Annotated in this window: 18 protein-coding genes; 11 read left to right on the forward strand and 7 right to left on the reverse strand. The window is 73.3% G+C overall.

Going from position 1 to position 24,186, the window contains the following annotated elements:
* Nucleotides 1-80 precede the first annotated feature (80 nt).
* Entirely contained in the window at nt 81-812 is a 732-nt protein-coding gene (locus tag V1633_RS33210; protein ID WP_331218278.1) for a hypothetical protein, read from the forward strand.
* Between the two features lie 46 nt (nt 813-858).
* The gene (locus V1633_RS33215; protein WP_331218279.1) at nt 859-1,848 is read left to right on the forward strand and encodes a nucleoside triphosphate pyrophosphohydrolase; all 990 of its coding nucleotides are present in this window, start codon (nt 859-861) and stop codon (nt 1,846-1,848) included.
* A 65-nt stretch (nt 1,849-1,913) separates the two neighbouring features.
* Here V1633_RS33215 and V1633_RS33220 read toward each other — a convergent pair whose 3' ends face one another.
* Both V1633_RS33220 and V1633_RS33225 read right to left on the reverse strand, forming a co-directional pair.
* Nucleotides 1,914-3,107 (reverse strand): glycoside hydrolase family 3 N-terminal domain-containing protein, encoded by a 1,194-nt coding sequence (locus V1633_RS33220; RefSeq protein ID WP_331218280.1) that lies wholly within the window; start codon nt 3,105-3,107, stop codon nt 1,914-1,916.
* Nucleotides 3,108-3,265: 158 nt separating this feature from the next.
* Entirely contained in the window at nt 3,266-4,204 is a 939-nt protein-coding gene (locus V1633_RS33225; protein WP_331218281.1) for a DMT family transporter, read from the reverse strand.
* Nucleotides 4,205-4,271: 67 nt separating this feature from the next.
* Here V1633_RS33225 and pdxR point away from each other — a divergent pair, with 67 nt between their 5' ends.
* Nucleotides 4,272-5,711: a MocR-like pyridoxine biosynthesis transcription factor PdxR gene (gene pdxR, locus V1633_RS33230; RefSeq protein WP_331218282.1), complete on the forward strand. Its 1,440-nt coding sequence runs from the start codon at nt 4,272-4,274 to the stop codon at nt 5,709-5,711.
* 133 nt (nt 5,712-5,844) lie between these two features.
* Here pdxR and V1633_RS33235 read toward each other — a convergent pair whose 3' ends face one another.
* Nucleotides 5,845-11,001 (reverse strand): HEAT repeat domain-containing protein, encoded by a 5,157-nt coding sequence (locus V1633_RS33235; RefSeq protein WP_331218283.1) that lies wholly within the window; start codon nt 10,999-11,001, stop codon nt 5,845-5,847.
* 92 nt (nt 11,002-11,093) lie between these two features.
* On the opposite strand from V1633_RS33235, the gene V1633_RS33240 reads away from it, so the two are divergent.
* A complete protein-coding gene (locus V1633_RS33240; protein WP_331218284.1) occupies nt 11,094-12,737 on the forward strand; it encodes a DUF885 domain-containing protein in 1,644 nt (547 codons plus the stop codon).
* Between the two features lie 101 nt (nt 12,738-12,838).
* Here the strand turns inward: V1633_RS33240 and V1633_RS33245 are convergent, their stop codons facing one another.
* Entirely contained in the window at nt 12,839-15,184 is a 2,346-nt protein-coding gene (locus tag V1633_RS33245) for an ABC transporter permease (protein ID WP_331218285.1), read from the reverse strand.
* Between the two features lie 103 nt (nt 15,185-15,287).
* On the reverse strand, nt 15,288-15,995 hold the full coding sequence (locus V1633_RS33250; protein WP_331218286.1) for an ABC transporter ATP-binding protein: 708 nt from the start codon (nt 15,993-15,995) through the stop codon (nt 15,288-15,290).
* A gap of 135 nt (nt 15,996-16,130) precedes the next feature.
* On the opposite strand from V1633_RS33250, the gene V1633_RS33255 reads away from it, so the two are divergent.
* From V1633_RS33255 to V1633_RS33265, 3 genes are all read left to right on the forward strand, one after another.
* Nucleotides 16,131-17,057, forward strand: coding sequence for a sensor histidine kinase (locus V1633_RS33255; RefSeq protein WP_331218287.1), 927 nt, complete (start codon nt 16,131-16,133; stop codon nt 17,055-17,057).
* On the forward strand, nt 17,050-17,850 hold the full coding sequence (locus tag V1633_RS33260; RefSeq protein WP_331218288.1) for a response regulator transcription factor: 801 nt from the start codon (nt 17,050-17,052) through the stop codon (nt 17,848-17,850). The genes V1633_RS33255 and V1633_RS33260 overlap by 8 nt, the downstream gene beginning before the upstream one ends.
* 230 nt (nt 17,851-18,080) lie before the next feature.
* The gene (locus V1633_RS33265; RefSeq protein WP_331218289.1) at nt 18,081-19,226 is read left to right on the forward strand and encodes a lactonase family protein; all 1,146 of its coding nucleotides are present in this window, start codon (nt 18,081-18,083) and stop codon (nt 19,224-19,226) included.
* 60 nt (nt 19,227-19,286) lie between these two features.
* On the opposite strand, the gene V1633_RS33270 is transcribed toward V1633_RS33265, so the two are convergent.
* Nucleotides 19,287-19,994 carry a hypothetical protein gene (locus V1633_RS33270; protein WP_331218290.1) on the reverse strand — a complete coding sequence of 236 codons (708 nt, stop codon included), beginning with the start codon at nt 19,992-19,994 and terminating at the stop codon, nt 19,287-19,289.
* Between the two features lie 238 nt (nt 19,995-20,232).
* Here V1633_RS33270 and eno point away from each other — a divergent pair, with 238 nt between their 5' ends.
* From eno to V1633_RS33290, 4 genes are read left to right on the forward strand one after another with little or no spacing between them, the layout of a single operon-like run.
* Nucleotides 20,233-21,516 carry a phosphopyruvate hydratase gene (gene eno / locus V1633_RS33275; protein WP_331218291.1) on the forward strand — a complete coding sequence of 428 codons (1,284 nt, stop codon included), beginning with the start codon at nt 20,233-20,235 and terminating at the stop codon, nt 21,514-21,516.
* 33 nt (nt 21,517-21,549) lie between these two features.
* Complete coding sequence (locus tag V1633_RS33280; protein ID WP_331218292.1) at nt 21,550-22,212, forward strand: FtsB family cell division protein; 663 nt, start codon at nt 21,550-21,552, stop codon at nt 22,210-22,212.
* 44 nt (nt 22,213-22,256) lie between these two features.
* On the forward strand, nt 22,257-22,799 hold the full coding sequence (locus V1633_RS33285; protein ID WP_331218303.1) for a DUF501 domain-containing protein: 543 nt from the start codon (nt 22,257-22,259) through the stop codon (nt 22,797-22,799).
* Nucleotides 22,796-23,347, forward strand: a complete 552-nt coding sequence (locus V1633_RS33290; protein WP_331218293.1) for an amino-acid N-acetyltransferase — start codon at nt 22,796-22,798, stop codon at nt 23,345-23,347. Before V1633_RS33285 ends, V1633_RS33290 begins: the two co-directional genes overlap by 4 nt.
* Nucleotides 23,348-23,361: 14 nt before the next feature.
* Here V1633_RS33290 and V1633_RS33295 read toward each other — a convergent pair.
* The coding region (locus V1633_RS33295) for an IS5 family transposase (RefSeq protein WP_331213253.1) at nt 23,362-24,186 on the reverse strand (825 nt) is incomplete at its 5' end.

Genomic DNA, 24,186 nt, shown 5'->3' on the forward strand with positions numbered 1-24,186 from the left:
GTCGGACTCCGACAGACCGGCCACCGAAGCGGGGGTGGCCCGGCTGCGGCGGCTCAGCGGCGCGTGAGAGAGTGTCGGGCATGCAGCGTGCCCGTCGTCTGGCTTCGATCGCGGTCATTGCCGTGCTCGGCACCACCGCTCTCTCCGCCTGCCGCTCCGAGCCCAACGTCGCCGCGTACGTCGGTGATCGGAAGATCACCGAGAACGAGGTGACCTCGGTGCTCAACGACGCGAAGAGCAAGGTGCCGCCGACGTCAACCCCGACCGTGGAGGCCGGTGCCCCGGAGGCCGGTGCGCCACCGGAGTCGACCGTCAAGGCCCCCACCCGAGGAGAGGTCGTCCGGGTGCTGGTCATGGAAGAGGTCTGCCGCCGCCTCGCCGCCGACAAGGGCTTCCAGCCGGCGCAGGCACCCCCGGCCGACGAGTGGGCCGGGCAGCAGGGCCTGCCGGTGGGCTCCCGCTACGTGCAGCACGCCATCAACCTGCAGAGCTGCATCTCCGCCGCGCCGACCGGGCAACCGGTGGCGCCGAGCCAGCAGGACCTGGCGGACCTGATGGCCCGTGGCCAGGCCGCCGGTGTGATGCCGCCCGAGGTGGACGTCGAGCAGGTCCGGCAGCGGTACGACGGCGACACGCTGCGCGGCGGGTTCGCCCTGCGCCAGACGCTGACCACCGCGGTGGCCGACTACCGCGTGAAGCTCAACCCCCGCTACGGCCAGCAGGAGTACCCGCTGCTGCTGCTGGGTGACGCGGCCCTGGTGGTCGTCCAGATCGGTGACGAAGGACCGGACATGGTGGTCGACGCCCGCTGACCACCGGGCCGACCACCGAGACACGACGACGGAACGCGCCACCGAGATGACCGTGCCCGACGAGACCGCCCGGATCGTCCTGCTGGTCACCTCGCCCCGGCTGCCGGCCGGGCTGCTGACCGCCGCCGCCTGGGACGTCGTACGCGCCCATCCGGTCCTGGCGGCGGCGGAGAGCGAGCTGACCACGGCCGTGCGCGCGGCGGGTGCCGAGGTCACCGTCACCGACGACCCGGTACCGGCACTGCTGGCCACGGCGGCCGCGCACGGTACGGCGACCTGGCTGGCCGGCCCGGCCGGCGACGAGGACCTGGCCCGACAGTTGGGGCTGCGACTGGCCCGCGAACCGGGGCTGGCCGAGCTGGAACTGATGTACGGCTCCTGGGATCCGCCCGGTGCCCGGCTGCTCGACACGGTGACGGTCATGGACCGGCTGCTGTCGCCCGGCGGTGACCCGTGGAAGCGGGCCCAGACGCACGCCACCCTGGCCCAGTTCCTGCTCGAGGAGTGTTACGAGGCGTACGACGCGATCGCCGCCGGAGACCTGGTCGCGCTCCGCGAGGAACTCGGCGACGTACTGCTGCAGGTGGTGTTGCACGCCCGGCTCGCCGAGGAACTTCCCGACGGTGAACGCTGGAACATCGACGACGTCGCTGGCGGGCTGGTGGCGAAGATGATTCGGCGCAACCCGCACGTCTTCGCCGGGGTGTCGGCGGAGACCATCGAGGAGATCACCGAGAATTGGGAGCAGATCAAGCGGACCGAGAAACCCCGCGCCTCGGCACTCGACGGCATCGCGCTCTCCCAGCCGGCGCTGGCGCTGGCCGCGAAGGTCCTGCACCGGGCCGACCGGGCCGGCCTGGAGGTGCCGCTGCCGTCCCCGACGGCGGAGTCGGCGCCCGCCGCACGGCTCGGCGCCGAACTGTTGGCGACGGTGGCCCGGTCCCGGGCGGCCGGGCTGGACGCCGAGGCGGCGCTGCGGCAGGCGACCCTGGACCACGCGGCGACGCTCCGGGCCGCCGAGCGCCCCGCCGAATGAGCGCCCGGGGCGAGGGTCGAGCACTTCGGTCGGTCCACTGTTTCCACTGACGGTGCGCCCCGCTGTCAGCCCTTCGGGCGGAGCGCGTCGACCCGGGCGACCGACTCGTCGATCCGGGCCTCGGTCAACCGTCCCGACCGGACCAGGTTCAGCACCCCGCTGACCGTCTCGGTGACGATGTTCGGGTCGTACACCTGTTGGTTGCCGAAGACGAGCAGGTCGACGCCGGCCGCCAGGGCGAGCGCGACGGCCTCGTCCCGGCCGAACCGGCTGGTGATCGCGACCGCCTGCATGTCGTCGCTGACCACCGGGCCCTTGAAACCCAGCCGGCCCCGGAGCAGGTCGGTGACGACGGCCCGGGACAGCGAGGCCGGGCGGTCCGGGTCGAGCTGCCGGTTGAGTACGTGGCCGACCAGGACGGAGTCGGCGGCACCGGCGCTGATCAACCGCTGGAACGGTTCGAGTTCGGTGGGACGCCACGAGTCGCTGACGTCGGCCACCGCGAAGTCGGTGTTGGCGGTCGCGCTGCCCAGACCGGGAAAGTGCTTGAGCGAGGTCTTGATCCCGGCGGCCCGGTGCACCTGGATCTCCTCGGTCGCGTTCTTCACCACCACCTCGGCGTTGGCGGAGAAGCTGCGGCCGAGTCTGCCGACCGCGGGATTGTTCGGGTTCACGTTCAGGTCGACGACCGGCGCGTAGTTGAGCGTGACGCCGACCGAGGTCAGCTCCTGCACCAGCCCCTGGGCCCAGCTACGGGTGGTCGAGGTGGAGTTCGCCGCGCCGATCTCGGCCTCGGATCTGGTGGCCGGGAAGCCGTTGCCGGGGTTGAGCCGGGCGACCCGGCCGCCCTCCTGGTCGATCGAGACGATGAGCCGGGGAGAGGCTTGACGCAGGCTCTTCACCAGCGCGGTGACCTGCTGTCGCGAGCGGATGTTGCGGACCGCGTCCGTACTCAGGTCGCGGTCGAAGAGGATGACCCCGCCGAGGCCGTCGCGGATCGCCGTGCTGACCCAGGGGGCCTGGCGGAGCTGCTCGCCACGGAAGCCGACCACCAGCAGACTCGCGATCCGGCGGCGGAGCGACGCCTCGTCGGTCCGCCCGGGGGCGGTCCGGTGCGGTGTCGGGGAGCGCGGCGTGGCCACCGCCTCCGGCGGCGGCCGCCGGCCCGGACCTGATTCGCAGCCGGCCGTACCCGCCGCCACCGCGGTCGAGCCGATGCCGCTGAGCAGCAGCCGACGGGTCAGGCGGAGGTTGTCCACCCGTCCCACGCTAGGGGCGCCGACCACGGCCAGGAGGTTTATCGCCCCTGCTCCTCCTTGTGGGTGGACCGGCCGGCGGTACGGGGGGCGGCCACCCGGAGGTGGCCGCCCGCCGCCTGCCGCGCTGGTGCAGTCTCGCGACGTGCGGCCCGGTCATGTCACACGCTGCCGGACGCCATTCGGTGCGCCGGGTCGGGTGACGGTACCGGCCGGGCGTGCGCGGAGAGACCGACGGCGATGCCGAGCGCGACGACGAGGACACCGGCGCTGGCGCCGATCTCCGGTGGCCGGCCGGCCTGGATCGCGGCGGTGAGCAGGGTGGCGATCGGCATCAGCCCGACCAGCGGAGCGGCCCGTTCGACCCCGAGGTGGCGTAGACCGGTGAACCAGGCCAGGAACGCGACCACGGTCATGAACGCGGCCAGGTAGCCGAGGGTGGTCGCCTCGGTCGGCGTGGGCAGGCGCAGTCGGGCGTACTCGCCGGCGGGCAGCGCGGCCAGCAGGAGCAGCGGTACGGAGAGCGCGCAGCTGTACGCCGCCACCCGTACCGGCCCGAGCCGGGGCAGGACGGCGGCGGCGAGCAGGGTGAACGCGATCTCCCCACCGAACGCGCCGAGCGAGGCGAGTACGCCGATCGTGTCGGCCCGTCCGCTGCCCTGGACCAGCGCCGTTCCGGCGACGACGATCGCGGCGGCGGCCACCAGCCGGCCGGCCGGGCGCTGGCGCAGGGACAGCGGACCGAGCAGGGCGAGGCCGAGCGGTGCCGCCCCGATGACGGTGCCGACCATGGCCGGCTCGGCGTGCGGCAGTGCGATCAGGATGCAGGCGTTGAATCCGGCCATTCCGGTCGCCGCGAGCGCGGTGAGGATGACCAGTTCCCGCCGGGTCGGTCGACCGGGTCGGGGGCCGCCGCCGGTCAGCAGCCCGGGGAAGCGACGGGCCAGCGCGAAGAGCACGACGGCGGCCAGCGCGTACCGGGCCGCCTGTCCGGTGAGGTGCGGGTAGTCGAGGATCAGTTGGCTGATCGACACGGAGCTGCCGACGATCACCATTCCGCTGACGCAGAGCAGGACGGCAGCCAGGTTCGAGTTGGTCACGAGGCCGAGGCTAGGGTGCGGATGGTCCGCTCTACAGGTCCATTGGCGTCGCATTCTGGAGGACCAATTGGCGCTGTTGGAAGCGTTGGTCGAGTTCGACCGCACCGGCCCCGGGCTGGCCGACCGGCTCACCGGGGCACTACGTGACGCGATCGTCAGCGGTCGGCTTGTCGCCGGCAACCGGCTGCCGTCCAGCCGGGACCTCGCGATCGACCTGCGGCTCTCCCGGGGCGTGGTGGTGGAGGCGTACGAGCGGTTGGTCGCCGAGGGCAGGCTGCTGTCCCGGCGCGGCTCCGGCACCACGGTGGCGCCCGGCCAGCCGGAGCGGGCATCCGGTCGGCAGGACTCCGGTCAGGCAGAACCAGGTCGACGGGAGTCCGGGCGGGAAGGGCCGGACCGGTGGGAGTCCGGTCGGGCGCAGCCGGTGAACCGGATCCGGCCGCTGCGGCCGGGCGTACCGGATCTGGGAATGTTTCCCCGGGTGGCCTGGCGGCGGGCGTACGAGCGGGCGCTGCGTCAGGCCCGCGCCGTCGACCTCGACTACGGGGACCCGGCCGGTGCGCCCCGGCTCCGGGCCGAACTCGCCGGTTACCTCGGCCGGGTCCGGGCCGCCCGGGTGCACCCCGGCGACCTGTTCGCCACCACCGGAGCGGGACAGGCGTTCGGGCTGGTGGCCGGGGCACTGCGGGCCGCCGGCGTCACCGCCGTCGGCATGGAGGAGCCGGGCAGCGCGTCGATCCGCGAACACCTCGTCGCGCACGGGGTGGGTCTGGTGCCGGTACCGGTCGACGCCGGTGGGCTCGACGTGACCGCGTTGGAGCGCACCGGCGTACGGGCGGTACTGGTCACTCCGGCACACCAGTTCCCGACCGGGGTGGTGCTGGCGCCGGACCGGCGGACGGCACTGTTCGGCTGGGCCCGCCGGGTCGACGGGCTGATCGTGGAGGACGACTACGACGCCGAGTTCCGGTACGACCGCGACCCGGTCGGCTGTCTGCAGGGAGTCGCCCCGGAACTGGTCGCGCACATCGGCTCGGCCAGCAAGGCGCTCGCTCCGGCGCTGCGGCTCGGCTGGCTGGCCGTACCGCCCCGGTGGCGGGCGGCGGTGCGGTCCGGGAAACTGGCCGCCGACGTCTGCGGCCCGGTACTGGAGCAGCTGGCCTTCGCCGAGTTGCTCGCCAGCGGCGGTTACGACCAGCATCTGCGGCGGCTGCGCCGGATGCACCGGATCCGCCGGGACGCGGTGGTGACGGCGGTACGCCGGTATCTGCCGTCGGCGCGGATCTCCGGCATCGCGGCCGGGTTGCACCTGGTGGTGGAGTTGCCGGACGGGACCGACGACGTGACGTTGGCCCGGTCCGCCGCGCAGGCCGGACTCGGACCCCTGCCGCTGTCCCGGCTCCGCGTCGATCCGGGCGGCCCGCCCGGACTGGTCCTCGGCTACGCCACCCACCCGCCGGACGTACTGACGCAGGCGGTGGCGACGCTCGCCGACCTGGCCGGTTGACCGTCCCGTCCGGTGACGCGGTCGACCCGGCTTGTCCGGATGACCGTCCGCCCGGTGACGCGGTCGTCGACCCGACCGGGCGGCGGTGTGGCGACCCCCCACCCCAACGACCGGTCGGTTGCCGGGGCAGCGGTCAGGACACGCTGCCGAGTTCGTCGAGCAGGGCCGTGTAGTGGTGCCGCCGGTCCGGGCGGGCGCGGCCGGCCGCGTGCCGGAGCGCGGGAACCGCCGACGGTCCGAACAGTCGGAGACCGTCCGCGGCGGTTCTGCGGACCGTCGGGTCGGCGTGGGCGAGCAGGGTGACGACGGCGGGGATCGCGGGCCGGTACGTCGCGTGGCAGAGCGCCCGGGTCGCCGTACGGACGATCTCCGGTTCGGTGTCGCCGAGCAGTACCGTGCTGTGTTCGAGGTACGTCGTCCGGTCCAGGACCCGGCGACCGATCCGGTGCGCGTACGCCCGGAGCCGGCGCTCGGGGTGACGGAGCAGCTCGGCCAGCAGGTCCGCCGGTTCGGGGTCCGGCCGCGCGGCGGGTCTCCGGGCCGTCCGGCCGGGCTCCTCCCACGTCTCGGCGAGCCGACCGAGGGCCCGCCGGGCCTGTTCCGGGTGACCGGTCCGGACCAGGCTGACCAGTTCCGGCTGGGAGGGTCCGGCCGGCTGTGGCGGCCGGGCCCGCCGGGCCGGCTCGGCGCTGGTGCCCCGCCCGCCGATCGCCGGTGTGGCGGCGGTGCCCTGCCCGGCGGTGGCCTGCCCGGCGGTCGCCCGTGCGGGCGTGGTGTCCGGCCCGGCGGTGCCGTCCGGGCCGGTGGTGAGCGGACCGGTCACCAGGACCAGGCGGTCGGCGGCTTCCGGACCCCGCTCGGCGCGGAGCCGTCGTCGCAGCTCGGCCAGGGCCGGGGTACGGAGCAGGGGTCGACCGGCGAGCAGGTCGAGGAAGCCCCAGGCGCCGGCTGCCAGGCGGTCGTGCAGGTGTTCCGCGAGCCGGTCGGCGTCCCCGGGACGGCTGTGCAGCGCCTCTTCGACGGCCGCCCGGACGGCCGGTCCGCCCTGTTCCCACCAGGTCAGCAGCATCGGTGTCAGGCGGCGCAGATCGGCCGGCGCGAGGTGTACGGCGACCCGGGCGACCCGTTCGCGGACCGGCTCGGCGGAACCCGCGCCATCCGGGTCACCGGTCGGCAGTTCGGCCGGATCACTGGTGGCCAGGGCTTCCGCGAGATCGGCGACGGCCGGTACCTCGATCCGCCCGTTCAGGTACGCCCGGAGTACCGCCTGCCTGATCTCCGGCTCGGGCCAGCGGATCAGCTGGGCCGCCGCACTGTCGCGGCGGTCGGCACCGGCCGAGTCCAACATGTCGAGCAGTCGTTCCCGTTGGCTGGCCGAGCGCGGCTGGTCGAGGTCGGTGAGCTGCGGGGCGCGGGGTGTCAATCCCGTGGGCCGGGCCGGCTCGGCCCGGGTCCAGGGCGGTGCGCCGATCGGCTGCAGGGCCTCCAGCCAGTCCAGCAGCGTGGGGCGTACCGCCGGGGGCGCCGAGGAGAAGACCTCGATCAGGCCGGCCAGGCGTTCCCGTGCCGGGACCGGGTAGGCGTCGCCGGCCCGGAAGGTGGCCAGTGCCTCCGGGCTCCGTACCGCCAGACTGATGCCCCGACGCCAGTCGGCGGTCCCGGCCCCGACCGTCGGGTCGTCGGGCGGGGCCGGGGCGGCGTCGTCGACGACGAACGCCGTACGGAGGATGGCGCGCTCCGCCCGCCACGGGTCGGGACCGGACTGCGCCGCCACGAGCGCCCGCTCGACGTCGGGCCGGGTCAGCACCGCCCCGTACCGGCGGAGTACGCCGAGCCACCCGGCACCGCCGGTGGGTGGCGGAAGCGTACGGAGCCGGGTGGCGATACCGAGTGCCTGGGCCGGGTGCAGCGTCGGCGCCACCGCGTCGAGCACCGCGAGGATCACGTCCCACTCGGGTACGCCGGTGGCGTCGTCCGGGCCGCCACCCGGTGACGTGCCGGTCGGCGTCGTGCCGGTCCGTGGAGCCGGGCCGGTCGGTGAGGCGGTACCGGTCCCCACGCTCGCGCCGGTCTCCCCGTTGGCGTCGGTCTCCTCAGTCGCGCCGGTTTTCCCGGTCGCGCCGGTCGCCGCGGTCGCGCCCGTCTCCGCGCTCGCGGCCGGCTGCGTGACGGCGTCGGACAGGGCGGTGAGCAGGACGCCGGTCGTCCCGGCGAAGACCCTGACCTCGTCGGCCGACCACGGCGCGGGGCAGACGGCCAGGGCGAGTCGCACGATCTGGCGCAGCTCGGCCGGCCGCTGCCCGGCCAGGCGCAACCAGTCCGCCAGCATCGGACGCAACCGGTCGCGGTCCGCGGCGGTCAGTCGGTCCGGCCGCCGGCCGTGCCGGGCCACGATCCGCATCGCGACCACCGGCTGCCAACCGCCCCGCACCAGCGCGTCGACGTCGGGGTCGGGCGGATCGGCGGGTGGCGTCGGCGGCTCGGCCGGTGCGGCGATCCGGTAGGCCGCGAACTGCTCGGCCAGTTCGGTGACACTGCCGGTGCCGAGGGTCAACCGGCCGGTGGCGATCCGGCCGAGCAGGGTCGACGCCACCGGGGACCGCTGTTCGGCGAGCGCGTTGACCGCACCTGCCGACAGCAGCCGGTCCAGCGCGTCCAGCAGCAGCACGCGGGAACGGTCGTCGCGGGGCTGTTCGGCCGCCGCGAGGACGGTGGCCGGGTACGCGGCACCGAGAATCGCCCGCAGTGCCGCCACCAGGGCCGTACGGAAACCGGGGTTGTCGTGGTGACCGAGCCAGAACACCAGTTTCGGTACGGCGGCGGGCGTACCGGCGTCGGCCAGTGCCGAGGCGGCGGTCTTCTTCACGCTCATCGCGGGATGGTCGAGTCCGGCCGCGATCGCCGGTGCCGCCCACCTGGCCCGGACCTGGCCGAGCACCACCAGCGCCTGCCGTACGGTCTCCGGGTCGCGGTCGCGGGTCAGCGCGATCAGGGTGGCGGAGAGCGCCTCGGCGTCGTCGCCGGACCCGTCTCCGACGAGCAGCGGGATGGCGTGTCGGCGTACCTGCCGGTCGGGGTGGCGGAGCAGTCGCAGGATCCCGGCCCGGGTGCCGGTGCGGCGGGTGCCGGCCAGCAGCGTCAGCAGGATGACCTGCTCGGCAGCGGTGAGTCCGGGACGGTGGAGCAGGTCCAACCCGACGGTCGCGACGAGTGCGTGCCCGGCCTCGTCCGAGGTCGCCGGGTCGAGCAGGCAGACCGGTCGGATCCTGCCCCGCTGGTGCAGTCGGCGGCCGAGTGCGTGGATGGCCCGGACCACCTTGTCGGGGACCACGGGATCGGCGGGTGACCACCCGTCGGACCGCCGTCTGGGTGATTCGTCCCAGTCGGTCCTGCGGTCGGCGCCGGGACGTACCGGGGCGTCCGGCCGGGTTGACGCCGCGAGTTCCGTGACGATCCGCAGCAGTAGGCCGGCGATGGCCGGTACGGCGTCGGCGTCGCCGTTGGCGGCGAGCCGCAGCAGCACCTCGACGGGCCGGGCGGGGTCGGCGTCGGCCGCCAGCAGCGCCAGTTCCCGCCGGTCGGGCCCGCCGAGGTCGCGGGCGATCCGCTCCGGTACGTCACGCGGGTCGAGTCGGGCGAGCAGCGCCCGTCGCCGTCGGGGGTCTCCGGTCAGGTGCCACAGCAGTTCGAGGGCCCGGTGCCGGACCGGACGCAGGTACGCCGCGACGCCACCGACGGTGCGGGCCGACCGGGCACCGGCCGGGTCGGTGGCACTCGCCGGCTCGGTGGTGGCGGTCGGGCCGGTGGCACGCGCCGGCTCGGTGGTGGCGGCCGGACCGGTGGTGGCGGCGTCGGTGCGGTCCGGGCCGGTGAGGATGTCGGTCAGGCCCAGTCGTTCGGTCAGGGCGGCCACGGTCCGTGGTCCGCCGATCGCGGCGAGGGTGTCCAGGGCCGCCTCGGGAGCCACCGGCAACATGTCGACGACCACCGGCTCGGCGGCGGCGTACCGCAGCGTACGGATCGCGGCGAGGAAGGGCTCCGGTCGCCGTGCGGTGGCCAGGGCGGCGGTGACCGCCTCGCCGACCGGAAGGGTGTCGTCGCCCTGTCCGGCGAGGGCGACCAGCAGGGCCAGCCTGCGGGGCCAGGACGGATCGTCGGGCGGCGCCGCCAGCAGGGCCGCGACCGCCGCGCGTCGACAGGGGAAGGCGATGGTGGCGAACTCGGCCGCCGCGACGCCGTGGTCGGCGAGTGCGATCTCCACGATGGACGGTGCGGCGGCCTCGTCGGGAAAGACCCCGCGTCGGTGCATCGCCCGGAGGCACCGGAACACCGCGTCGCCGAAGAGCAGCGGATCGACGCGTGCCGTACCGGTCAGGTCGGGAACATCCGCGCCGACGGCGAGTTCACCGAGCATCGCCAGGGCCGACCGGCGGGACTCCGGCGGCATGGCCGGTTCGGCGACCACCTCCCAGAGCAGGTCGCCGTGCCCGTGCCGGGCCGCGGCCAGCAGTCCGGCGTCCACCGTGGCGACGACCGGCGATCGCGTACCGTCCGGTGCGGACCGGGTGGCGGTGAGGAACCGACGTAGCCGTTCCCGGGGGAGCGGGCCGGCGGCGGCCCACGGCTCGGCGAGTTCGCGCAGCGTACCGGCGGCGACCGCGACGTCCGGGGTGTCGAGCAGTCCGACGAGGTGCTCCCGGGCCCGGGCGGGTGCGAGCAACGCGTCGCGCAGCCCGTCCCGGACCAGCCGCAACGCGGTCGCGTGCAGCACCCCGACACCGCTGGCCACCAGCTCCCGGACCAGCTCCTCCGGCCGGTACGCGTCGACGAGGTTGAGCTGCTCCACCGCGCGGTGGAGCAGCTCGCCCGGCTGTTCCCGACGGAGCACCTCCGGATGCTGGAGGATCTCGGCCCGGAGCCAGGCGATCCGCACCGGTACCGGCAGGTCGGCGGTACGCCACTCCGGGCGACGTGCCGGCGGCAGGTGTCGGCCCAGCCGCTGGTACAGCCCGGCCTGGACGAGTGCGCTCTCCGGCGGCCCGAGCACGGTCTCCGGCAGCAGCGTGGCGAGCCGCCCCAGCTCGGACCCGTGCCGCCCGGCCTGTCGGGTCCGGGCGTCGAGGTGGCTCAGCGCCAGGTGACGCAGTCCGGGGTCGTCGTGCCGGAGCAGGGTCGCGACCAGCGCGGACGGAAGTTCCTCCGTCGCGTCGAGATGGCCGGCCAGCCAGCCGACGTCCGCCTGCCGCACCGCATCGCGTTCACGTCGCGTCAGCCGGCCCGGTCGCGTCACGGCGTCCGATGGTAGTCCCGGACCACACCTCCCGGGCCCGCCGGCGGTCCGGTCCTTACGTTTTCGTCCGCCTGATCGGTTAGGTTCTGCGCATGCCACCATTTGTTCCACTGGCCGAGCGGATCGTCGATGCGCTGCTGGCCACCGACCCGGCCCTGGCCTCCTCGGTCGGCGAGCACGGCTCCGACGACCAGCTTCCGGACTGGTCCGCCGACGCGGTGACCGGGCGGGTGACGATGCTCCGGGACGCCGCCCACGCGCTCTCCGAGGTGGAGGCCGAGGAGCTGCCGACGGCGGAACGGGTGGACCACGCGGTGCTCTCCGCGCTGGTCGACCGGGGGCTCTTCGAGCTGACCGAGGTCCGCTCGCACGAGTGGAACCCGATCGCGCACAACCCCGCCCACCTGCTGAACGAACTGCTGACCCGGCCGTTCGCCCCGGCCGACGTACGGCTGACCAGCCTGGCCGGCCGACTGGCCGCCGTACCCGACGCGCTGGCCACGGCCCGGGCGCTGCTCCGCGACATGCCCCGGATCCACGCCGAGACGGCGGCCGGCCAGTACGACGGCGCGGCGGCGCTGCTGCGCGACCAGCTTCCGGCGCTGCTCGACCGGGAGCCGGGGCTGCGCGGCACGGTGCAGCCGGCCGCCGAGGTGGCGGCACGCGAACTGGCCGGATTCGCCGACTGGCTGCGCGCCGGCCTGCACGACGACGCCGGACCGGGCCGCGATCCGAGGCTGGGCCGTCGGCTCTGGGAGGCCCGGCTCTGGCACACCCTGGACACCGAACTGTCCGCCCGCGAGGTGCTGGAGCGGGCCTGGGCCAACCTGGAGCGGGTCACCGGGGAGATCCGCGCGGCGGCCGTCGAGCTGGTCGGTGGCCCGGCCTCCGACGACGCGGTACGCCAGGCGCTGCGGCTGCTCGCCGACGAGCACCCGGACGACGCTTCGATCGTGCCGCTGGCGAAGGTGACCCTGGACGAGGCGACCGACTTCGTGGCCGACGCCGAACTGGTGTCCCTGGTGGACGATCCCTGTGTCATCAAGGAGATGCCGGAGCACGACCGGGGGGTGGCGGTCGCGTACTGCGACGCGCCCGGCCCGCTGGAGACCGCCGACGTGCCGACGTTCTACTGCATCGCGCCAACTCCGGCCGACTGGCCGGCCGACCGGATCCGGTCGTTCTACCGCGAATACAACAACCACATGGTCCGGAACCTGACGGTGCACGAGGCGATGCCGGGTCATTTCCTCCAGTTGGCGCACGCCCGGCGCTACCGGGGCAGCAGCCGGGTCCGGGCGCTCGGCCACTCCGGTCCGTTCGTCGAGGGCTGGGCGGTCTACGCCGAGCAGGTGATGGCCGAGCGTGGCTTCGGCGGCCTGGCGGTCCGGTTGCAGCAGCTCAAGATGCAGCTCCGGATGACCATCAATGCGATTCTCGACCAGCTCGTGCACTGCGAGGGGATGACCGAGGCCGACGGGCTGGAGTTGATGATCGGGCGGGGCTTCCAGGAGGAGGGCGAGGCGACCGGCAAGTGGCGGCGGGCGCTGCTCACCTCGACCCAGCTCTCGACGTACTTCGTCGGCTACACCCAGGTCGCCGAGGTCGCCGCGCGCCGGCCGTCCGGCGTACCACTCCGCGAGTGGCACGACGCGATGCTCGCGCACGGCTCCCCGCCGCCCCGGCACCTGCCCGCCCTGCTCGGGCTGGACGGCGCCGACCTCGACGCCTGGTGACGTCCACGGTCGGCGCCGGGGTCAGCTGAACGACGGACGGCGGCGACCGGCCGGCCCGTCGGGCCCGCGCGGTCGCCGCCGTTCGCCGGTCGGCTCCGGACTCACTCGTTGTGCAGCACGTCCGCGATGGTGAGCCGCGCCGCCCGGCGGGCCGGGAGGAACGCGCCGAGTACCGCGATCACCAGTCCGGCCAGGGCCAGGACGCCGAGCACCGGACCCTGCCAGACGTCGAGCAGGAGTTTCGCGACGCCGATCTGCGCCGCGTCCGCCGCGACCGGCACGATCAGGTGGTGCGCGAGCACCCCGACCGGGATGCCGAACAGCCCGGCGACCAGACCCAGGGCCGCCATCGCGGTCACCATCATCGCCGTGACCTGCCGGGGAGTCATTCCGATGGACTTGAGCATGCCGAGGTCGCGACGGCGTTCCCGGGTCTCCAGCACCACCGTGTTGAAGACCCCGAGGGCGGTGACGGTGCCCAGCATCAGGGTCAGCACCACCGCGAGACTGACCGCGGCCACGGTGAAGTCGTCCCCGCCGCTGTTGTTCCAGGCGTCCAGCCCCGGGTCGGCGGCGGCGACCGCGGCGACGTAACTCGGGATGGCGGTGCCGGGAGTGAGCGCCACCTGGTAGAGCAACTCGTGGTTGGCGAACCGGTGGTCCGGTGCGAGCAGGTGGAACGTCTGCCAGTCGGCGAGCATGGCGGGTCCGCCGATCGGGCCGCCCAGGATCTCGCCGACGATCGTCGCGGTGTTCCGCCGCCCGCCGAGTTCCAGTACGACGGAGTCCCCGACGGCCAGTCCCCGTTCCCTCAGCAGTTCGGACGGCAACACGAGTTCGCCCGGCCGGGCCAGCCAGCGTCCCTCGACGATCTGCTCCGGGTAACCCGGGGCGTCGACGTCACCGCGCAGGAAGTTCACCGTCACCGGCTGGGTGGAGCCGACCAGCGAGAAGGTCACCGTGAGGTTGACGGTGACCCGGGCCGTACCGGGTAGCCCGCGTAGCAGCGCCTCGATCTGCGGGTCGGTCAGCGTCGACCGGGTGCCGCCGAACGAGGTGCTGTCGCGGGCCCGTACCCCGACCGCGTCGTTGCCGTCGGTGGCGTCGGCGTACCGGGTCACCGTGCTGGTCAGGCCGGTGGCGAAGGTGACCGTGGTGACCCCGAGCAGGACGGCGGCCATGGTCAGGACGGTCCGTCCGGGCCGGGTGAACGGCAGGCCCAGCCCGAGGCTGACCGGCCGGGGCAGCCGGGTCCCGCCGAGCCAGCGCTGCACCCGTAGTCCGCGCCCGGTCCGGGGTGCGCTGCCTGCGCTGATCGCCTCCGCCGCCGACAACCGCCGGGCGCGGTTGGCGGGCAGCAGCGCCGCCAGGACCACCACCGCCGGTACGCCGAGCAGCACCGTGGCGTCGACCCAGAGCGGCACCGGCAGGTCGCCCAGGTCAAAACCGAGACTCTGGTACGCGCTGAACAGCAGCGGCCGGGCGGCCAGGTTGCCGAGGAGGGCGCCGAGCAGACAGCCGACGACCGCCGGTACGCAGACCATCACCAGGTAGACGGCGAGCACCTGGCCCGGGGTGAAGCCGAGCGCCTTGAGTACACCGATGTGCCGGAATCCGGAAACCACCGCACCGCTGACCACGTTGCCGACTATCAGGACCGCCACCACCAGGCCGAGGATCCCGAAGACCGCCAGGAACGGCACGAACACTCCCGGCCCGGCCGCCGCGGCCTTCTTCACCACCAGGTACGACTGCGTGGCGACCAGCGTGTCCGGTGCCAGGCCACCGGTGACGGCGGCCAGTCCGGCGTCCACCTCGGCGCCGGTGGACGCGTGGGTGAACCGGTAGAGCATCTGCACCGCGGTCGGGCGGAGCAGTGCGGCCTGTTCCGGGGAGACCCAGCCAGCGGCCGTCCCGCTCATGCTGTACGCGTACCCGACGATCGTGAACGTCGTACCGTCGCTGACGGTGAACCGCTCGCCGAGCGGAAACGGCGACGGCTGGCCGGCCGGCGCGGGCATCCGGTCGAGCACGATCTCGCCCGGTCCGGTGGCCCACCGGCCGGTCCAGAGGTTGACCCGGTCCACCGGGCCGGCCGGATCGGCCCGCCCCACCACGATCAGCGGACCCGCCGCCAGGCCGGAACCGGCGTCCGCCGTCAGGTTCAGTACCGCCTGTGTGAACGGCCCGGCGACCGCCTCGACCCCCGGCTGCCCGGCGGCCTGGACGAGCTGCTGCCCGGACACTCCGGTCGAGTCGAACGTCGCGACGAGGTGCGCGCCACGCTGGTGCGCGAAGGCCCGGTCGAAGGGGGCCGACGAGGCGTCCAGCAGCGCCAGCGCGACCACGATCGTCGCCGTGGAGAAGAACACGACAAGACCGATCACCGTGGTCTGCAACCGGCGCCTACGTACGCCCGCCCGGGCCGCCCGCCACACCGCGCTCATGCCGACTCCCCGCCGTGTCCACGCACGCCCGATTCCCCACCGCGTCCACTCATGCCCGTCTCCTCGCCACGTCCACCCGTGCCCGACTCCCCACCGCGTCCGCTCATGTCCGCTCCAGGGTCCGCTCGCCGGCCACCCGGCCGTCCGCGAACTCGACCACCCGGCTGGCGCACCGGGTCGCCAGCCGCTGGTCGTGGGTCACCAGCAGCAGGGTCTGACCGATCTGGTTGAGGTCGAGCAACAGGTCCATCACCTGCTCGCCGGCCTGACTGTCCAGGGCGCCGGTGGGTTCGTCGGCGAGCAGCAGGGCGGGCCGGTTCATCAGCGCCCGGGCGACCGCGACCCGCTGCCGTTCACCGCCGCTGAGTACCGCCGGATAGCTGTCCCGGCGGTCGGCGATGCCGAGTTCGTCGAGGAGTTCCAGGGCACGCCGGCGGGCCTGTGCGGCCGGGGTACCGGTGAGCTGTGCGGCCAGTGCCACGTTGTCCAGCGCCGGCAGGTCGTCCAGCAGGTTGAAGAACTGGAAGATCATGCCGATCCGGCGGCGCCGGAACAGTGCCAGCCCGGTCTCGTCGAGCCGTCCCAGGTCCTCGCCGTGCACGACGACCGACCCCGAGGTCGGCCGGTCCAGCCCGGCCACCATGTTCAGCAGCGTGGACTTGCCGCAGCCCGACGGGCCCATCACGGCGACGGCCTCCCCGGCGTGGATCCGCAGCGAGACGCCGTCGAGCGCCACGGTCCCGCGGTACTCCTTGCGTACGTCGGTCAGCTGCACGGCCGCCGGTCGGCTGATGCTCTCGTCGCTGGTCATGACCTGACGGTAGGAGCCGGGCCCGGGGTCGGCGTCAGCCCGGGGAGGTAACCTGCCGTCACCTCATCCCCGGGATGTACCGCGTTGCCGCCCCGGGATGACGCGGACGGCGCGGCGGGCTGCCAGGGTGGTGCCATGTGGGATTCCGGGACGGGCTGGTCGTTGGCCGGGTTCGTCGTCGCCGGCGCCGTCCTGCTGTGGTTGGCGGTGGCGCTGGTGCGGGCCCGACGACGGTACCGCCGGGTCGTCGCGGAACGGGGCTGGTTGGTCGAGCGGGAACGGGAGAGTGCCGCCCGGACGGCGGTCGAGGCCGAGCGGGCGCGGATCGCCCGGGAGCTGCACGACATCGTCAGCCACAACGTGAGCCTGATGGTGGTCCAGGCCGGGGCGGCCCGGGAGGTGCTGGCCACGATGCCCGACGAGGCGGCGGCCGCGCTGCGGGCCGTCGAGGGCGCCGGCCGGGACGCGATGACCGAGCTGCGGCACCTGCTGGGACTGCTCGCCCCGGCCGCGGACGGGGACGATCCGGCCGAGGACGGTGGGCTGGCGCCGCAGCCGAGCCTGGGGCAGCTCAGCCCGCTGGTCGACCGGATCGCGTTCGCCGGGTTGCCGGTGGAGGTGCGGATCTCCGGCGAGCCGGTTCCGCTGCCGGCGGGGATCGACGTGACGGCGTACCGGATCGTGCAGGAGGCGCTGACCAACGCGTTGCGGCACGGCTCCGGGGACAGGGCCGAGGTGACCATCCGGTACGCGGCCCGCTACCTGCGGGTGGAGGTGCTCGACAGCGGCCCCAGCGTGCTGTCCGGCGGTCGGCCCGGCGTACGCCGCCCGGGTACGGCGCCGCCCGGGCCCGCGGACGCCGGTACCGGACGCCACGGGTCGGCTCGCGCGACGACCGGCGGCGACCGCTCCGGTGCCGGGCGGGGCCTGCTGGGGCTCCGGGAACGGGTCGCGGTCTACGGTGGCGAGCTGGACGCGCGCCGGCGGCTCGGCGGGGGTTACCGGGTCCGGGCCCGGATCCCGCTGGACGGCCGGGGTGGAGCGGGGAGTGGCGATGGATGAGGGGACGGTCGAGCCGACCCCCAGGATTCTGGTCGCCGACGACCAGGCGTTGGTCCGTACCGGTTTCCGGCTGATCCTGACCGCCCGTGGCCTGGACGTGGTGGGGGAGGTCGCCGACGGTGCCGAGGCGGTCGCGGCAGCGCGTGAGCTGCGACCGGACGTCGTGTTGATGGATGTCCGGATGCCGAACATGGACGGCGTGGAGGCCACCCGGCGGATCATGGCCGAGTCCCCGGACTGTCGGGTGATCATGCTGACCACCTTCGACCTCGACCGGTACGTCTACGCCGCTCTCGCGGCCGGGGCCAGCGGCTTCCTGCTCAAGGACGTCACGCCGGCGCACCTCGCCGCGGCGGTACGCCTGGTCAACACCGGTGACGCCCTGCTGGCCCCCTCGATCACCCGGCGGCTGGTCGAACGCTTCGCCAGCACCGACGACCGCCCGGGGCCGGTCACCGGGACCGTGCCCGGCGGCGGCACCGGCGTACGGCGGGCCGGTCAACCGCACCCGCCCTCGGCGGTACGCCGTGACCCCGGCACGCCGACCGCCCGGAGACTCGACCTGCTGACCCCGCGGGAACTGGAGGTGCTGGCCCTGCTCGGCCGTGGCCTCTCCAACACCGAACTGGCCGCCGCGTTGTTTCTCAGTGAGGCGACCGTGAAGACGCACGTCGCACGGATCTTCGCCAAGCTCGCCCTCCGGGACCGCGCCCAGGCGGTGGTTCTCGCCTACGAGACGGGACTCGTCAGGCCGGGACTTGTCGAGCCGGGCGACGGTGACGGCGGTCGGTAGCGGCGCGGGCCCCGCCGATCTGGAACCGGACCGGGTGGAGGTGGTGGCGGTCGGCCGGACAGCCGGGCCGATCCGGCTCAGGAGACGGTTCGGGAGGTGGCACGGCCGTCTCTCGCCTCGATCGGGTAAACGCTGACCAACCGGTCAAGCACCTGCCTAGCCTGCAAATGAGAAGAACTTTCTCATACCCTGCCCAGGCATCAGAAAGGCGGATCATGCTTCGAAAAGGGATGATCGTTGCTGCCCTTGTCAGCCTCGCCGGCACGCTCGGCGTGGCCGGACCCGCGTCCGCTTCCGACGGGCCATCACGGCGCGGCGGCACCACCGAGGGACTCGTCTTCGTCCAGACCAACAACTTCCTCGGCAACTCGATCCGGGTCTACGAGCGTGACGGCGCCGGGGTACTCACCTTCAGTGACGAATTCGCCACCGGCGGGTTGGGTGGGAGCACGCTGAACCCGCCGGTCGACCCGCTGGCGTCGCAGAGTTCCCTGGTCTACCGGGACGGGCTGCTCTTCGCGGTGAATGCCGGCAGCAACACCGTGACCCTGTTCCGGGTCAAGGGCACCGAGCTGGAACGCCTCCAGGTGATCTGGTCCGGTGGCCTGCTGCCGGTCAGCCTCGACGTGCACGACGACCTCGTCTACGTGTTGAACGCCGGCGGCGAGGGGGTCGTCCAGGGCTACCGGCTGGACGACGACGAACTGCACCCGATCCGTGGTGCCCAGCGCTCGCTCGGCCTGGACAACCCCAACCCGCCGCCGTTCGGGGACGCGCCTGCCCAGGTGGGTATCGACCCGGAGGGCGAGGTCGTGCTGGTGACCACCAAGAGCCACGACGTCATCGACGCGTTCCGGATCGAGCGTGGCGGTCAGCTCTCTAAGGAGCCGGTCGGCAACCCCGCCGACGGCATGCCGTTCGGCTTCACCTTCGACCACCGCGGCGGCGTGATGGTCACCCTGGCCGCGACCAACGCGGTGATCCGGTACGAGCTCGACGCGGAGAACGGCAAGTTGAGCGCGGTCGGCCCGGCGGTGCCGAACGGCCAGATGGCCAGCTGCTGGATCCAGCGGGTCGGCGAGTTCTACTACGTGGCCAACGCCGGCAGTTCGACGATCAGCAGTTACCGGATCGGCGACGACGGGCAGGTCGTGCTGATCGCCGCGGTCGCGGCCAAGGGTGACGGTGGCACCATCGACATGACCACCAGCGGCGGCTTCCTGTACGTGCAGAACGGTGCGGCCGGGACCGTACAGGGCTTCGAGGTTCTCGACGACGGCGCGCTCCGGCTGGTCACCACCGCGACCGGCCTGCCGCAGGCCGTCAACGAGGGTCAGATCACCACCGGCATGGAGGGCATCGCGGCCACCCCGTGACCGCCACCGACCCTGATCGACGTCGGCCCCGGTGCGATCGTACCGGGGCCGACGCCCGGGTCACTCCTGCTGCGTGGGCCGCCGGTCGACCACCCCGGCACCGACCGGCATCTCGAAGACGCCGGTTTCCACCGCCTCGCGGTAGCGGCTCATGGTCACCTCGAGGTCCGCGCCGTCGACCGTACCGGTGAAGCTGCCCAGTGTGCCCTCGCTGGTGATGCAGGCGTCGAAGGCGCTCGCCGCCGCGTCACTGAGCCCCTGCACCCGTACGCAGGTGGCGTGCCGGCCGGCGACCGTGGTGTCGTTCTGCTTGATGACCGCCTCCGGGTCGAGAGCGGCGGCGGTGAGCAGCCCCACCACCACCGGCGGAGTGACCAGACCCCGCTTGTTCATCTCGGAGTAGACCGTGACCGCCGGCTTGCTGTTCGGCGCGGGTGGGGCGGTCAGCGTGCAGGTCGGCTTCTTCCCGCCGGTGTCGCACTCCATCGTCGCGTCAGCGGTGACGGTCAGCTTGCCGCCTGGATAGACGTACGCCGCACGCAGCGGGTCCTGGGACTGCGAGATCGACGCGGTACGGCCGCCCGGCAGCTGGTAGTCGGCCGAGTAGGTGAGCTCGTTCGACCGGTCCAGCCGGGCGGCGAGGTCGTTGACCAGGTCGGCCCGGCCGATCACCCGACCCGCGTCGTCCAGGGTCTGACACCCTGAGATGGTCAGTGCGGTGATGATGGCCCCCGTGAGTACCCGGAGTGAGAGTGACACAGCCGGCATGGGCAACAGCCTTGTCGATCGGGTCAAGCGCGCGCAAACCGGTTCCCACTTGTCGTGCGGGACGTCCGGAAATGTCGGTGGCGGCCACCGACGCCCGCCGAGGTCACCGGCCAGCGCACGCGGGCGCCAGGCGGCCCGATAGGCTTTCCCGACGGGGCCTGCGCCGCACCGTCGCGACGGGGACGCCACCACCATCGACAAACCGATGGACCGTTATCGACTACTGAGGAGCAGGACAGTGGCCACCATCGAGGTGATCGTCGCCCGGGAGATTCTGGACTCGCGTGGCAATCCGACCGTCGAGGTCGAGGTCGGACTGGATGACGGCACGGTCGGCCGGGCCGCGGTGCCGTCCGGCGCGTCCACCGGAGCCTTCGAGGCGCTGGAGCTGCGCGACGGCGACAAGGACCGGTACGGCGGCAAGGGTGTGGAGAAGGCCGTCGCCAACATCGAGGACCGCATCGTCGACCAGCTCATCGGGTACGAGGCCAGCGAGCAGCGGCTGATCGACCAGAAGATGCTCGACATCGACGGCACCGACGACAAGTCGGAACTCGGCGCGAACGCCATCCTCGGCGTCTCGCTGGCGGTGGCGAAGGCGGCGGCGAAGAGCAGCGGACTGAGCCTCTTCCGCTACCTGGGCGGCCCGCACGCCCACCTGCTGCCGGTGCCGATGATGAACATCCTCAACGGTGGCGCGCACGCCGACTCCAACGTCGACGTGCAGGAGTTCATGATCGCGCCGATCGGCGCCCCCACCTTCCGGGACGCGCTGCGTTCCGGTGCCGAGGTCTACCACACCCTCAAGTCGGTGCTGAAGAAGAAGGGCCTGAGCACCGGGCTCGGCGACGAGGGCGGCTTCGCCCCCGACCTGCCGACCAACTCCACCGCGCTCGACCTGATCGGCGAGGCGGTCGAGAAGGCCGGCTACCGGCTCGGCACCGACATCGTCTTCGCGCTCGACGTGGCCGCCACCGAGTTCTACTCCGACGGCACCTACACCTTCGAGGGCGGGTCGAAGACGGCGGACGAGATGACCGCCTACTACCACAAGCTGCTCGACGACTACCCGATCGTGTCGATCGAGGACCCGCTGGCCGAGGACGACTGGGCCGGCTGGACCGGCCTCACCTCCTCGGTCGGCGAGCGGATCCAGATCGTCGGTGACGACCTGTTCGTCACCAACCCGCAGCGGATCGCCCGGGGTATTGCCGAGCGCGCCGCGAACGCCGTACTGGTCAAGGTGAACCAGATCGGGTCGCTGACCGAGACCTTCGAGGCGGTCGACCTGGCGCACCGGGCCGGCTTCAAGTGCATGATGAGCCACCGTTCCGGGGAGACCGAGGACACCACGATCGCCGACCTGGCGGTGGCGATGGGCTGTGGGCAGATCAAGACCGGCGCACCGGCCCGCTCCGACCGGGTGGCGAAGTACAACCAGCTGCTCCGGATCGAGGAGGAGTTGGCCGACGCGGCGCGGTACGCGGGCGCGAGCGCCTTCCCGCGTTACCGTTCGGCGTGACGACGTAGGGCTCGGGGGAGGGGTGCGACGGCGATGACGCAACGCCGTACGCCGAGCGGGCAGGGCCCGGCCCGGCGGCCGGGCCGGGGTGTCCGGGCCGGCCGTCCGGTCTCCCGCGAGCTCAGCGGGCGGGCCGAGCCGCGACTGGGTACCACCCGGTCGACCGGCTCGACCCGCTCGACCGCCACCCGCACCGCGGGCGCCGGCCGCGGCGCGGAAGGCCCCCGGTCGGGCAACCGTCCCGGCGCCGCCCGCCGGACCGGCACCCCCCGGGCGGTGAAACGCACCTCCGCCGCCCCGCCCCGCCGCTACACCGGCCGGGTCGCGGTCCTGATCGGCGTCCTGGTCGCCCTCGCCCTGGCCTACACCTATCCGGTCCGGGTCTATCTCAACCAGCAGTCCGACATCGCCCGGATGGAGGCGGACCTGCGGGCCCAGCGCGAACTCATCGGTGACCTCAAGGAGGAGGCCGCGCTCTGGGACGACCCGGAGTACGTCAAGATCCAGGCGAGGGAGCGGTTCTACATGGTGCTGCCCGGTGAGGTGCCGCTGGTGGTGCTGACCGATCACGACGGCGCCGCCCGCGAGGCCGCCACCGAGGCGAAGGCCGCCGAGCAGGGCGCGGCCGAGCCCTGGTACGACACCCTCTGGTCGAGCGTGCAGGCGGCCAACGAGTCGGAACAGGCCGGACAGTGAATTCTTCGGAGACCTCGCCGGGCGTACCGGTGGACCAGCCGGGCCTGCCGGTGGAGCAGACGGCCGCGGCGGAGGTGCCGCCGCCGGTGCGCGAGCCGGCGACCGAGCGGGACCTGGCGGTGGTGGGCGCCCAGTTGGGGCGTACCCCGCGCGGCACCCAGGCGGTGGCACACCGCTGCCCGTGCGGGCTGCCGGACGTGGTGGAGACGACGCCGAGGCTGGCCGACGGCACCCCGTTCCCGACCCTGTTCTACCTGACCTGCCCGCGCGCCACGGCCGGCTGCAGTCGGCTGGAGTCCGCCGGGGTGATGCGGGAGATGGCCGAGCGGCTGGCCGCCGACCCGGAGCTGGCCGACCGCTACCTGGCGGCGCACCGCGACTACCTGGCCCGGCGGGAGGCGATCGGTCAGGTGCCGGAGATCGAGGGCATCTCGGCCGGTGGCATGCCGGGCCGGGTGAAGTGCCTGCACGTGCACCTCGGGCACGCGCTCGCCGCCGGCCCCGGGGTGAACCCGTTCGGCGACGAGGTGCTGGAGCTGCTGGAGCCCTGGTGGCGCGACGGCCCCTGTGTGGAGCCGGCGGAATGACCGACGCGGGAGCGCCGGAGAACGGCAGGGCCGGCGCGGTGACCACGGAGCTGGTCGTCCGACGGGCCCGGACCGCCGACGTACGACAGATCCGGGACCTGATCGAGACGTACCGCGGCGGCCGGCGGATGCTCAGCAAACCGCTGGTCACGCTCTACGAGGACGTGCAGGAGTTCTGGGTCGCGGTGCATCCCACCGACGGCACGGTCCTCGGCTGCGGCGCGCTGCACGTGATGTGGGAGGACCTGGCCGAGATCCGCTCGGTCGCGGTGCATCCGCAGTGGCGGGGCCACCGGATCGGCCAGCGGATCGTGGCGAAGCTGCTGGCGATCGCGCGCGAGGTCGGCGTTGCCCGGGTCTTCGTGCTCACCTTCGAGACCGGGTTCTTCGGCAATTTCGGTTTTGTCGAGATCGACGGGGCGCCGGTCCCGCACGCCGTGTACGAGCAGCTGCTCCGCTCGTACGACGAGGGTGTCGCCGAGTTCCTCGACCTGGAACGGGTGAAGCCGAACACGCTCGGCAACGTCCGGATGCTGCTCCGCCTGTAAGGAAGGGCCCCTTCTTATCGTTTTTTGTATAGAGCCTGTTTCTGAACCTGGTGTTGGGGTTTGTGGTAGGTCATGTGGGCTTGTCGTCGGCTCATCTGGATGATGGCGGCCCAGTAGACGATGGCTTCGTGGTGGTCGGGTAGGCGTTCGTAGTCGCGGGCGCAGCGGCGTCGGCGGCTGATCCAGGCGAACGTCCGCTCGACCACCCATCGTCGGGGCACGACCTGGAAGCCCTTGCCTTTGCTGGGTTCGGTGGCGATCTCGATGGTGATGCCGAGGTTGTCTCGTGTCCGGGTGACGAGGTCGCCTCGGTAGGCCTTGTCGGCCCAGAGGTGGCGGACACCCACTGCGGCGGCGGTGTGCAGCAGGGGTGACGCCCCGTCGCGGTCGTGGGTGTCGGCGGCGGTGACGTGGACGGCGATGAGTAGGCCGAGGGTGTCGACGAGGATGTGTCGTTTCCGTCCGTTGACCCGTTTGTGGGGGTCGAAGCCGCTGGTCGTCTTCGGCACGGTGGCCTCGGCGGTCTCGGACACGGACTGGGCGTCGATACAACCCGCGGTGGGGTCGGGTTGGCGGCCATGAGCCACCCGTAGGGCGGCGCGCAGACGGCCCGTCAGTTCGATCACCGTCAGGTTGTCACTCCATCGGGCGTGGAAGCCGTAGACCGTGGCCCAGGGTGGGAAGTCCACCGGCAGGGCCCGCCACTTCACCCCGTTGTCGACGAGGTAGAAGATCGCGTCGATGATCGCCCGGCGGTGGTGACGTTCCGGCCGGCCGCCGCTGGGCCGTCGACACGCGGGCTCGGGTAGCAGCCCGGCGAGGATCTCCCACTGGGCGTC

The sequence above is a fragment of the Plantactinospora sonchi genome (genome assembly GCF_036422035.1).
Classification (GTDB): Bacteria; Actinomycetota; Actinomycetes; order Mycobacteriales; family Micromonosporaceae; genus Plantactinospora; species Plantactinospora sonchi.